Origin of the sequence: Rhodococcus sp. 06-470-2, from assembly GCF_002258235.1 — a bacterium.
In the GTDB taxonomy this organism is placed as follows: domain Bacteria; phylum Actinomycetota; class Actinomycetes; order Mycobacteriales; family Mycobacteriaceae; genus Rhodococcoides.
The window spans coordinates 102,833-114,968 of the sequence record NZ_NOYB01000036.1 but is presented as its reverse complement, the minus strand read 5'-3'; the positions used below and the strand labels follow the sequence as shown (position 1 = coordinate 114,968).

The following is a 12,136-nucleotide window of genomic DNA, read 5'->3' as shown; positions in this document are numbered from 1 at the left end:
CTCACCCTTCGGCGCGCGCGGCCTCGCGCTCGGCACCCACCGGAACCCCGTTGGGGCCCTCCACCGACTGCGCGTAGACGCCGATGCCGTAGGCCACGGCCGCACCGTTCTTCGCCAGTGCGGCGCGGTCGACGTTCGCCAGGGTGTCCTGGTCGGTGTGGTAGTTCTCGTCGAACGTCTGATCCGCGGTGCCGCCCCACTTCTCGGCCTGCGCTGCGGTCTTGTTCTCGTCCGCTCCGCTGAACACGCCGCCGGCGGGGATGCCGACCTCGATGAACGGGCCGTAGTCCGAGCGACCGTCGAAATCGGTCCCGTCGACGGCTACACCCTCCTCGGCCAGTCGCTCGACGAAAGTGCGCTCGATGGCGTCGGATCCGGCCGGTCCGGCGGGCTCACCCACCTGGTCGGAGTCGTCTCCGTCGTAGGCGAGGTATCCGGCGTTGTGCGAGCCGATCATGTCGAAGTTCAAGTACAGCGCGATGTTTCGCTTGTCCTCGTCGGACAGGCCCTCGACGTACTTGGTGGAACCGACGAGTCCGTTCTCCTCGGCACCCCAGAACGCGAAACGCACCGCGTTGGTGATCTCGGGGGCGCTGCCCATCTGCAGTGCGGTCTCGAGGACTGCCGCCGTTCCGGTTCCGTTGTCGTTGATGCCGGGGCCCTCCGGGACGCTGTCGAGATGGGCACCGGTGACCACGACGTTCTCGGTCGAACCGGTGGTGGTCTGCGCAATGATGTTGCGACTGGTGGTCGTTTCGGTTTCGGTGACGAGTGTCAGCGTCACCTCGGGTGCGGCGAGAACGGCCGCGCCGTCCTCCTGGCTGACACCGCCGGTCGGGATCCGCGCGGTGTCGGCGTCGCCGAGTGTGCCCGAATCGAGCGGCCCCGGTTCGTTGTTGACGATGATCGCGGCGGCCGCTCCCAGTTCTGCTGCGACGGTTTGCTTCACGCCGAACGGGCACACTCCGCGCGGCACCACCGCGACGGCTCCGGCCAGGTCGAGGCCGGTGTAATCGGCTGCCTCGCAGCCGTCCGCACCGGCGGGAGCGCCGACGACGCGTGCGGTGATCCCCTCGGCGGTGGTGGTCGGCGAGTAACTGAGTGCGAACACCGGAATCTCGGTGCCCGCGAGCGACAGGGTTTGGGTCTGCGCCTCGAAGGTCTCGAATTCGAATTCCGGGGTGGTGACCTCGAATCCTGCCGATTCGAGTTGCGAGACAACATAATCGACACTGGCGTCGTAACCGGCGGTGCCGGCGGCGCGGTTTCCGTCGTGGTCGGCGGCGATTGATTCCAACTGTTCGAGGTGCCCCACCAAGGCCTCCTCGGTGACCGCGGCAGACAGGCCGGGCCCGTCGGGTGTCGCGAAAACTCTGGCCGGTTCCTCGTCCGAGGTGGACGAGCAACCGGCCAGAATCAAGACAGTGACAGCGCTACCTGCAAGTAGGGAAATCCGCATAGCGGACACCCTACCGGCGAGTGGCGTCAGGCGTCCCGACGATTGACGACGAACACCGCTGCCCCGAAGATCACCGCGGTGAACGCGACGAAGTAGATCAGTCCGCCGATCGGGCCCCAATGGAAGTCGATTCCGCCGTCGGAGCCGAGGAAGTGATTGGCATTGAGGAACGGTAGGAACGGCTGGATCTTCGCCCCGACGTTCGGAATGAGGCCTACGAGGTTCTCGATCAGCAGCGGCCACAGCAGCAGGATCGCGATCGCACCGGCCGACTGTCGAACGAGAGCGCCGACGCCGATCGCGAGAACGACCTGCAGGAACGCCAGAATGGCGGTGCCGTACAGAACGCGCCACGTACCGTCCACGTCGAATCCGAGCAACACGCCCGCCTGTTCGCCGGCCAGAGCCTTGGCGATGACGAGCCCGAGCACCGCAAGCGCGAACGACAGGACAGCGCCGTATACGCCCACCAACAGCGCCTTCGCGCCCAGAACCGATCCCCTGTTGGTCACCGCCTGGAACGTGGTGCGGATGATTCCGAACCGGTATTCGCTGGTCACGGTCAACGCGGCCAGGATCATCAGCACCATGGCACCGAACGTGCCGACTCCGACTCCGACGACATCGGCGGCGGTCGTGGGCGGAATACCCTCGGGCGCGTCGAGGCTCAGGGCCGACTTCGCAGCCCAACCCAGAATGGCCGCGAACCCGAGACCGAGCACCACGATGATCGCGCTGCACCACCACGGCGACTTGGTCGAGGTGAACTTGATTCTCTCTGCTGCCAAGACGCCCATCAGAGTGCACCGCCCATCGCTTGCTGAGTGTGGGGAGTGTCGGCTCCCGCGCCGTGATACTGCACTGTGTCTCCGGTGAGTTTCATGAATGCTTCCTCGAGCGAGCCTCGCTGGGAGGCCAACTCGTGCAATGTGATTCCGGCTCGGCCGGCGATGTCGCCGATCGCGTCGGTGGTCGAGTTCAGCACCACGAGCGAGGGCTGAAGTTCGTCGGTCCTGTCCGGCTCGCGCACGGTCAGACCGGCCGTGGTCAGCGCCTGGCGCAGACCGTCGAGCTGCGGGCTGCGGACGCGCACCGACGCCTCGGAGGCGTGGTCGATGAATTCCTGCACCGACGAATCGGAGATCAGCTTGCCACGTCCGATGACGATGAGATGTTCGGCCGTCTGCGCCATCTCCGAGAGCAGGTGGCTCGAGACCAGGACCGTGCGGCCCTCGGCTGCCAAGCGCTGCATGAACTTTCGGATCCAGACGATGCCCTCGGGATCGAGTCCGTTGACCGGCTCGTCGAACAGCAACACCTTGGGGTCACCGAGCAACGCGCCGGCGAGTCCGAGCCGCTGCGACATGCCGAGCGAGAACCCGCCCGCATTCTTCTTCGCGACCTCCGACAGTCCCACCAGACGCAGCACCTCGTCGACACGCGACTTGGGGATGCCGTTGGAGGCCGCCATCCACTCGAGATGTGCACGCGCCGAACGGTTCGGGTGCACCCACTTGGCGTCGAGCAGAGCGCCGACGGTACGCAGTGGCTGCTTGAGCTGGCTGTAGTTCTTGCCCTCGATGGTCGCCGTTCCCTTGGTGGGGCGGTCGAGGCCGAGGATCATCCGCATGGTCGTCGACTTGCCTGCGCCGTTGGGGCCCAGGAAGCCGGTCACGATGCCGGGTCTGATGGTGAAGGTGAGGTTGTCGACCGCCGTCACCGCGCCGTATTGCTTGGTCAGTCCTGTCACTTCGATCATGGGTACAACTGTCCCCCATCGACAGCGTCCGCACATCGACCCACAGTCGCCGATTGCATCATCCTTTCGGATGACACACACCCTGAGACAGTCGGTCACACGGGCGCGGAGTCACAGGGGCCGCGGAGTCACGGGGGTCACACACCCACAGCCGCAAACGCGCGCGCATTCGTCAGGCGCGCGCGCAATCGCCCACGTATCCGCCACTAATTCGCGCGCCTTCCGCAAACGCGCGCGCGTTTGCCGGGAAAGCAACACCACAACAGGAGCTACGCCGACGACACAGCAGCCGCTTGGGCGAGCCGGAGCCACACACCCGCCGCCGGCAAATGCGCGCGCATTCGTCAGGCGCGCGCGCAATCGCCCACCTATCCGCCACAATTCCGCGCGCCTTCCGCAAACGCGCGCGCGTTTGCCGAAAAAGCAACACCACAACAAGAGCTACCCCGACGACACAGCGGTCACATGGGCGAGCTGGCCTGCGCCCAGAATCGTTTCGGAATGCGGCCGGCATGTCGGGCCTGGTATCCCGCCGCCACCGCGTTCCGCATCGCCGACGCCATCAGCGCCGGGTCCTTCGCCCGGGTCACCGCGGTCGCGAGCAGCACCGCGTCGCAGCCGAGTTCCATCGCAAGGGTGGCGTCGCTGGCGGTGCCGATGCCCGCGTCGAGGATCACCGGAACCGATGCGGCGTCGACGATCATCTCGATGTTGTGGGGGTTTGCGATGCCGAGGCCGGTGCCGATGGGTGAGCCGAGCGGCATGACGGCAACGCAGCCGATGTCCTCGAGCCGCCTGGCCAGTACCGGGTCGTCGGTGGTGTACGGGAGCACTTGGAAGCCGTCGTCCACGAGTTGTTCTGCGGCCGTGACCAATTCGATGGCGTCGGGCAGCAGGGTTCGCTCGTCGGCGATCACTTCGAGTTTCACCCAGTCGGTCTCGAGCGCCTCACGGCCCAGTTGCGCGGTGAGCACTGCTTCGGCCGCGCCGCGGCAGCCTGCGGTGTTGGGCAGCGGGGCGATGTTCAACCGGCGCAGCAGATCCAGCACTCCCGTCCCACCGGCGGCGTCGACGCGGCGCATCGCAACGGTGGTCAGTTCGGTTCCCGACGCGACGAGGGCGTCCTCGAGTACCGCGAGATTGGCCGCTCCCCCGGTGCCGGTGATGAGCCGGGAGGCGAAAGTGCGATCGGCGATGGTGAGTGCGCTATCCACCCTGTACCGCCGTGAGAACGTCGATGGTCCAACCCTTTTCGACGCTGGTGCTGTCCCAGCGGCTCTTGGGCAGCACGGCACCGTCGACGGCGACGGCGATGCCCTTCTCGGGCATGCCCAGGAATTCGAGCAGCCGACGCATGGTCATGTCCTCGGTGAGCAGGTGGTCTTCACCGTTGACGGTGATACCGATCGCGACCTGTGTCATGGTGTCCTCTCGATCTGCGGAAATCTCTGGGGGTCGGCTGCTTTCGCCTCGGGTAGCGTCTCGCCGGACACCAGTGCGGCGACGGCGTCGGCGGTGATGGGGGCGAGCAGGATGCCGTTGCGTCCGTGTCCGGTGGCGGCGATCAACCGGGGAGACAGCCTGCCGATCAGCGGTAACCCGTCCGGGCTCATCGGCCGCAGGCCGGCAGCGGTTTCGTACAGTTCGTACTCGCCGATGCTCGGCATGAGTCGTTCGGCGTCGGCGATGAGGTCTCGCACCCCGGCGACGGTGACCTGGGTGTCTTGGCCGGATTCGTATTGGGTTGCGCCGACGACCAATCCGTCGCCGCGCGGTACCAGGTAGATCGCGCGGCCGTGCACGGTTCCGCGGACGGTGCGCGATGGCGGCGGTGCGGCGCTCGGCCGTCGTCGCAGTCGCAGGATCTCGCCTTTGACCGGCCGGACGGGGAGCGTGGGCCACAGTGCGGCCGACTGTGCCCCGGCGGCCAGGACCACCTGATCGGCGTCGGGCACGGTCTCCACCGGGGTGGTCACCAATTCGACTCCCGCGTCCCGGCAACCCTGCTCGAGCGCGGCGATCAGCGCCCGATTGTCCACCGACAACTCGGTCGGAGCCAGCAGGCCAAGTCGGATGTTCTGCGCCAGTGCAGGTTCGAGCTCACGCAGCTGTGCTCGGCCGAGAATCTCGAGTTCGTGTCCCTGTTCGCCCACCCATTCGGCGATGGTTCGTAGGTCGGCGGCATCGGCCGAGTCGAGGGCAACCGTCACCGATCCGGTTGCGGAGAACACCGAGGGTCCGGGGAGGCGTCGGGCGAAGTCCGGCCACCTCGCCAGCGACGCAGCGCCCAGGTGCAGCAGTTCGTGTTCGCCGGGCCAGCCCTCGGACAGCGGTGCCAGCATGCCGCCTGCGACCCAGGATGCGCCCTTGCCGAGCGCGGGATCGTGCACCACCACTCGGTGACCGTCCTGGCTCAGGCGCAGCGCCGTCGACAACCCGATGACGCCTCCGCCGATAACGACGATGTGCACGCGATTCACGTCCTCACTCCCTGCGCCCGCATGATCGGGTTCAGGTATTGACGGTAAGGGCGGCGAACCCACTCTCAGCCCCACGATCCTCGGGACTCCCGCGATTTCTCGGCCACTCCGTCGTCGGTGGCGGCCTCCATGAGAATACAGTTCGCTTTGTGCATCCATCTCAGACCGCCCGCAACCAGACTCCCCGTGAGCGTCTTGCGTCCGCTCGCCTGTACCTGTGTACCGATGCCAGGCGCGACAAGGGCGACCTCGCGCAGTTCGCCGAGGCCGCGTTGTCCGGTGGCGTCGACATCATCCAGCTGCGTGACAAGAATTCCGCAGGCGAGCGCGAGTTCGGGCCCCTCGAGGCCAAGGACGAGCTCGCGGCGCTGGCGATTCTGCTCGCTGCGACCAAGCGGCACGGTGCGCTGTTGGCGGTCAACGACCGTGCGGATCTGGCGTTGGCCTCGGGCGCGGATGTGCTGCACCTCGGTCAGGGTGATCTGCCGGTGCACTACGCGCGGCAGATTCTGGGGCCGGACGTGGTGATCGGCCGCTCGACGCAGAACCGGGCCCAGTCCTCGCTCGCCGCGATCGAGGACGGCGTCGACTACTTCGCGGTCGGGCCGGTGTGGCCGACGCCCACCAAGCCCAACCGCAAGGCTGCGGGGCTCGAGACTCTGCGGGCGACGGCGGACGCGCTGCCGGAACGGCCGTGGTTCGCCATCGGCGGCGTCGACGCGACCAATGTCGATCAGGTTCGGGCCGCCGGTGCCGATCGCATCGTCGTGGTCCGCGCGATCACCGAGGCGCGGGATCCACAGGCCGCAGCCCGCGACTTGGTCCGAGCACTGCAGGCCTAGAGCCAACCCAGTACTGCGGACGGCGTCAGGACCTGCACCGATTCCGGCAGCCGGTCGCGTAGTCCGCGGTCGGCGGTGACGAGCGCGGTCAGGTCTCCGTCGATGTGGGCCTGCTCGGCCAAGGTGTCGTCGCCACTGCCGTCGGCGAGAATCGTGCGGGTGCGGGGGTCGTCCACCACGGCGTCCCTGGCCCGGCCTTCGAGCACGGCGTCGATGCGGGTGAGCCAGCCGTACTGACCGCTGGGCAGTTCGACGGTGCGAGGCAGCGTCTCGGCGAGCGAGGTCAGCAGTGCGCTCGTCGACCCGGTGCGGTCCTTCCACCATCCGTTCGGCCGGGACCCCAGCACGTTGGCGGTGTCGAGCAGCACCCGCAGCGGCACGGTACGCAGCGACGGCCAGCTCGACGCGAAGCCCGGGTGCAAGGGGAGTTCGTCGACGACCGACTCCGGCACCCAGCGCAGCTCGGTGCTCTCCCCGTTGGGCACGGTGGTCAACGGATGATCGGTGTCGGCAACGACGGTGGTGTACGACCAGCCGCTCTCGACACTCGCGGTGACGCGCTCGCTGCGAACACTGACCTGTTCGGCCGTGATACCGGCTTCTTCGTGGGCCTCGCGCACCGCCGCGTGCGCCGTGCTCTCGTGGGAATCGCGGGCTCCGCCGGGCAGTGCCCACGTTCCGCCCTGGTGACTCCACAGGGCACGGTGCTGCAGCAACACCATCGGCTCGCCTGCGTCGGACGGTGCGCGCAGCAACAGGCCGGCGGCACCGTGCCTTCCCCAGTGCCGAGTGCCGTTCTCGCCGATCACCCAGCCGTCGCCGTCACCACGCATGCTCACCACCCTAGGTGAATCACCTGCCTGTAGTGGCTGCAGTACCGTCCGCCTACTTATATGCTCGGGTGCGTGATCGCGGCCGGTATTACCCCCTCCGCTGCCGTCCCCCCGACAACGGCCACACACGTCGGTGTCGCTGCAGGCAAGCCACCGGTTCGCTACACGATGCGCTCGACGCCCGCGCGGTTGGTCGCGATGGGAATCGCGCTGGTGGTGCTCGCGTTGACGGTCGGAAATCTTGCGTCCACGGCCGTGACCGATCGGGTCGACACCCTCGGCACCCTGTTGGTGCGCACCGAGCCCTTCGCGAACTCGGCACAGAATCTGTACGGGGCTCTGTCGGTGGCCGACGCGGCCGCGGCCACCGCGTTCATCGCCGGTGGTCTCGAACCGCCCGAGGTACGCGAGCGCTACTCGCAGGCGCTCGGCGAGGCGTCGTCCGAGCTGATCGCGGCCTCGGCCGGGGTGACCGAGAACGACGCGGCCACCAGCGCGGTGCTCACCCAGATCGCCGCCGGGTTGCCGGTGTACAGCGGTCTGGTCGAGACTGCGCGAGCCAACAACCGCAGCGGAAACCCGGTGGGCGCGGCGTATCTCGGCGAGGCGTCGACCATGATGCAGTCGAGTTTGCTGCCGCTGGCCGAGAAGTTGTACACCGAACAGGCGTCGCGAGTCTCGGCCGATCAGGAACGATTCACCAGTCCTCCACTGTTCGCGATCGGCTCGCTGGTGTTCCTGTTGCTGATGACCGGCCTGGCTCAGTGGTATCTGTCGCGGACCACCCGCCGAACGTTGAACGCCGGATTCCTCACTGCCACAGTTGCTGTCGCCGGACTGCTCGGCTGGATGCTGGTGGTGGGACTGATTTCCTCGATTGCCACCGATCGTGCGATCGACCGTGGAGTGTCCCCGTTGAAGTCCTACACGACGGGTTTCATTCTGGCGCAACAGGCCAGAGCGGACGAGACACTCGACCTCGCTCGTCGCGGCGGCGGCCAGGATTACGGAGAATCGTTCGACGCCAACGTTTCTCGGCTCACCGAGATGTTCCAGGGCGACACCACGGTGATCGATGCACTGAACACGTGGTCGGTCTCGCACTCGAGGATCGACTCCGCCCTCGAGGTCGGCGATTTCAACGGCGCGGTCTCCATCGCCACCGGCTCGGGCGAGTCCGATTCGGCGGCCGCGTTCACCGCGCTCGACAGCGTTCTGGTCGACGGAATCGAGAACGCGCGAAGCGAACTGCGGTCCAACATCGACCGATCGGTGTGGGTGCTGTCCGGACTGTCGAACGGTGCCTACGTGCTCACCGTCTTCGCGTCGGTCGCCTTCTGTATCGGCCTTTTCCCGAGGCTGCGTGAGTACCTGTGAAACGTCTACTCGCCGTTGGCATTCTGGTCACCTCCCTGGTGGTCGGCTGCGCCACGCCGGAAAACGCTCCGCCGCAAGCCGAGACTACGTTCACCGAACCGCCGCTACCGGACGGCGCGTCCGTCGCCGCCCGCCCCACCGAGAGTCCCGCCGACGACGAGTGCGCGCGCCCCACTGCCAGCCTGCGCCCGCTGCAGACAGGCACCGATGCTCCGCCGCCACCACAACCGACCGTCGACGCATTGCGCGCCAAGGGCCGGTTGGTCGTCGGGTTGGACACGGGCAGCAATCTTTTCAGCTTCCGTGATCCGATGACCGGCCAGCTGGTCGGGTTCGATGTCGACATCGCGCGGGAAGTCTCACGAGATCTGTTCGGCGATCCGAATCGATTGGACTTTCGCATCCTCACCTCTGCGCAGCGGCTCGAAGCTCTGCAGGATTCTTCGGTGGACATGGTGGTCAAGACCATGACCATCACGTGTGCTCGCCGCAAGGATGTCCAGTTCTCCACCGTGTACTTCCAAGCGCAGCACCGCGTTCTGGTGGTGCAGGGATCGGGCATCCGCGGTGTCGAGGATCTGGCAGGCAAGAGAGTGTGCGCAGTGGAGGGCACCACCTCGCTGCGGCGCGTTCAACGCGTCCAACCCGCCGCGACGGTGGTGACGGTGCCGATGTGGTCGGATTGCCTTGTGGTGCTGCAGCAACGGCAGGTCGACGCCATCAGCACCGACGACGCGATCCTCGCCGGTCTCGCCGCTCAGGATCCCTACCTCGAGATCGTCGGTGACAGCCTGAGCCCGGAGCCGTACGGGGTGGGGATCAACAAGAACAACGAGGATCTGGTGCGCTTCGTCAACGGGACGTTGGCGCGCATCCGCTCCGACGGCACCTGGAATCGCATCTACGATCGTTGGCTGACGGTGCTCGGTCCCTCCCCCGGTCCGCCCAGCGCGACGTACAGCGATTAGGGGCCTGGACATGGACGACGAACAGCAGCCCACGGCCCCGGCGGAGCGAACGCAGGCGGTCTCGCGCACCGACGACAGCGAGCGCACCCGGGCGGTGTCGAGAACGCAAGCAGTGTCGGCAACGGACGGCGTCGAGCGTACTCAGGCCGTCTCGCGGTCGACGGTCGGCGATCCGACCCCGACATCGACGGCGTCACAGTCCGCTTCCACCCGCTCCAAGACGGGTCGATCGAGATCCGGTCGATCGCGCAGCACCGGCATTCGGCGACGGCTCGGCGGCGGTCTGGTGGACGTGCCTCGCGTCGAACCGATCGATCCTGCCACTGCAGTGATGTCGGATCCGACGGTGCCGCAGCACAAACGGTTCTGTTGGAAGTGCAATGCCAAGGTCGGTCGCAGCGAACCGAGTGAGCCCGACGTGGCGATGGGTATCTGCCCGCACTGCGGTGCCACGTTCGACTTCACTCCACTGCTGGAGCCGGGCGATCGCGTGGTCGGCCAGTACGACGTGCAGGGTTGCATCGCACACGGTGGGCTCGGCTGGATCTACCTCGCCATCGACCGCAACGTCAGTGACCGCTGGGTGGTCCTCAAGGGACTGCTGCATTTCGGGGACGAAGAGGCGCACGCGGTCGCGGTCGCGGAGCGACAGTTCCTCGCCGAGGTCGCCCACCCCGGCGTGGTGAAGATCTACAACTTCGTCGAGCAACCCCGCAGCGACGGCTCGACCGTCGGCTTCATCGTGATGGAATACGTCGGCGGCCGTTCGCTGCGCGACATCCTCACCGCCTGCGGTGACGGTGCCCGTCTGCCCGTCGAGCAAGCGTTGGCCTACGTACTCGAAGTGCTTCCGGCACTGGGCTATCTGCATTCGATCGGGCTGGTCTACAACGACCTCAAACCGGAGAACATCATGGTCTCCGACGACCAGATCAAACTCATCGACCTCGGCGCGGTCGCGGGCATCGAGGACTACGGCTACCTGTACGGCACGGTGGGCTATCAGGCACCGGAGATCGTGAAGACGGGACCGACGGTGGCGTCGGACATCTTCACCGTCGGCCGCACACTCGCGGTGTTGACGCTGGACATGCCGTCGAAGAACGGCAAGTACCTCGACGGCCTCCCCTCGGCCGAGGAATCCGAAGTGCTACAGCAGTTTCCGTCGTTGCATCGACTGCTGCTGCGCGCGACGCACGAGGACCCCACTCGGCGGTTCCGATCCGCGGACGAGTTGGCCGGGCAGGCCACCGGCGTGCTGCGTGAGATTCTGGCCATCAGGACAGGTGTCGAGCGGCCCGGACTGTCGACGGTGTTCAGCCCGCCCCGTACGACCTTCGGCACCGAGCAGTCGGTGGGACGCACCGACACCTACGTGGACGGTACGGTACGCCACGAACGAATGACGGCCGCCGAAGTCGTTGCTGCGCTTCCGGTTCCACTGGTGGACCCCAACGATCCGAGCGCGCCGTTGCTGGCGGCGGCCGTACACGTCGAACCGCGACAGACCCTGGACTCGCTGCAGCACGCCAAACGAAACGGCATCGAACGCGTCACCGCCGGGGCCGAATCGGGCCGCTCCGCAGGTTCGTCGAGTCCGGTGGAACTGAGCCTCGAGATCACGCTCGCCGAGGTCAAGGCCCACCTGGATCTCGGGAACGTCGTCGATGCAACCGACATCCTGGCGAAGGTGCAGTCGACCGACCACACTGCCGACCCGTGGCGGGTGCAGTGGTACGCGGGCCTGATCGCGCTGCTGCATCACGAATACGATTCTGCCTTCACCCATTTCGACAACGTGCTCGGTGCGATGCCCGGCGAACTCGCGCCCAAGCTCGCTCTCGGAGCCACGTCGGAACTGCTCGGGCATGTGGCCGCGGGCGACAAGGAGGAAGCCGAGAAGTGGCGGGCCCGCGCCGAGGGCCTGTACCGAGCGGTGTGGCGAACCAATCGTGGCATCGTCAGCTCGGCGTTCGGCCTGGCGAGGCAGTTGCAGCGCCGCGGCGATCAGACCGGTGCCATCGCCGCGCTCGATCAGGTGCCGATCAGCTCGCGGCACTACTCCATGGCCCGCATGACCAGCGTGTTGACGTTGCTGATGGATCGCTCGCGAGCCGAGCTGTCCGAGGCCGATTTCCGTTCTGCAGCACGGCGAGTGGCGCTGCTACCCAAAGCCGAGAGCCGGGCGTTGCAGATGCGGACGCTGGTGCTGGCGATGGCCCTGGACTGGATCGTCTCCGGCCACGCCGCCACAGCCGAGCGAGAACCCATTCTCAGCGTCCCGTTCACCGAGGACGGGTTGCGGCGCGGCACCGAGAAGGGCCTTCGCGCACTGGCCCGCAACGCCACCGATCGCGCCCACCGCTTCTCACTGGTGGATTTGGCGAACGCGATCAGACCCCGGTCGCTCTTCTGACT

At 66.9% G+C, this 12,136-nt stretch carries 11 protein-coding genes; 4 read left to right on the top strand and 7 right to left on the bottom strand.

All coding sequences use genetic code 11. From position 1 onward, the window contains the following. Position 1 precedes the first annotated feature (1 nt). The 6 genes from CH276_RS19795 to thiO all read right to left on the bottom strand — a co-directional run bounded on the left by CH276_RS19795 (position 2) and on the right by thiO (position 5,689). Positions 2-1,459, bottom strand: a complete 1,458-nt coding sequence (locus CH276_RS19795; protein WP_045198733.1) for a M28 family peptidase — start codon at positions 1,457-1,459, stop codon at positions 2-4. Between the two features lie 26 nt (positions 1,460-1,485). Further along, the gene (locus tag CH276_RS19790; protein ID WP_045198732.1) at positions 1,486-2,256 is read right to left on the bottom strand and encodes an ABC transporter permease; all 771 of its coding nucleotides are present in this window, start codon (positions 2,254-2,256) and stop codon (positions 1,486-1,488) included. Further along, positions 2,256-3,218, bottom strand: a complete 963-nt coding sequence (locus CH276_RS19785; protein WP_094630917.1) for an ABC transporter ATP-binding protein — start codon at positions 3,216-3,218, stop codon at positions 2,256-2,258. Before CH276_RS19785 ends, CH276_RS19790 begins: the two co-directional genes overlap by 1 nt. Positions 3,219-3,679: 461 nt before the next feature. Beyond that, positions 3,680-4,432, bottom strand: coding sequence for a thiazole synthase (locus tag CH276_RS19780; RefSeq protein ID WP_094630919.1), 753 nt, complete (start codon positions 4,430-4,432; stop codon positions 3,680-3,682). Further along, on the bottom strand, positions 4,425-4,640 hold the full coding sequence (gene thiS, locus CH276_RS19775; RefSeq protein ID WP_094613924.1) for a sulfur carrier protein ThiS: 216 nt from the start codon (positions 4,638-4,640) through the stop codon (positions 4,425-4,427). Before thiS ends, CH276_RS19780 begins: the two co-directional genes overlap by 8 nt. Beyond that, entirely contained in the window at positions 4,637-5,689 is a 1,053-nt protein-coding gene (thiO, locus tag CH276_RS19770; RefSeq protein ID WP_082074071.1) for a glycine oxidase ThiO, read from the bottom strand. The genes thiS and thiO overlap by 4 nt, the downstream gene beginning before the upstream one ends. 158 nt (positions 5,690-5,847) lie before the next feature. Between thiO and thiE the strand changes: the two genes are divergently transcribed. Next, positions 5,848-6,540 (top strand): thiamine phosphate synthase, encoded by a 693-nt coding sequence (gene thiE, locus CH276_RS19765; RefSeq protein WP_032393757.1) that lies wholly within the window; start codon positions 5,848-5,850, stop codon positions 6,538-6,540. Here thiE and CH276_RS19760 read toward each other — a convergent pair. Beyond that, complete coding sequence (locus tag CH276_RS19760) at positions 6,537-7,373, bottom strand: NUDIX hydrolase (RefSeq protein ID WP_094631002.1); 837 nt, start codon at positions 7,371-7,373, stop codon at positions 6,537-6,539. The two genes, thiE and CH276_RS19760, sit on opposite strands and share 4 nt — an antisense overlap. Before the next feature lie 72 nt (positions 7,374-7,445). On the opposite strand from CH276_RS19760, the gene CH276_RS19755 reads away from it, so the two are divergent. From CH276_RS19755 to CH276_RS19745, 3 genes are read left to right on the top strand one after another with little or no spacing between them, the layout of a single operon-like run. After that, a complete protein-coding gene (locus CH276_RS19755; RefSeq protein ID WP_254924243.1) occupies positions 7,446-8,750 on the top strand; it encodes a hypothetical protein in 1,305 nt (434 codons plus the stop codon). Beyond that, on the top strand, positions 8,747-9,718 hold the full coding sequence (locus tag CH276_RS19750; protein WP_032393756.1) for a glutamate ABC transporter substrate-binding protein: 972 nt from the start codon (positions 8,747-8,749) through the stop codon (positions 9,716-9,718). The genes CH276_RS19755 and CH276_RS19750 overlap by 4 nt, the downstream gene beginning before the upstream one ends. Before the next feature lie 10 nt (positions 9,719-9,728). Beyond that, positions 9,729-12,134, top strand: a complete 2,406-nt coding sequence (locus CH276_RS19745) for a serine/threonine-protein kinase (RefSeq protein WP_094630924.1) — start codon at positions 9,729-9,731, stop codon at positions 12,132-12,134. Positions 12,135-12,136 lie beyond the last annotated feature (2 nt).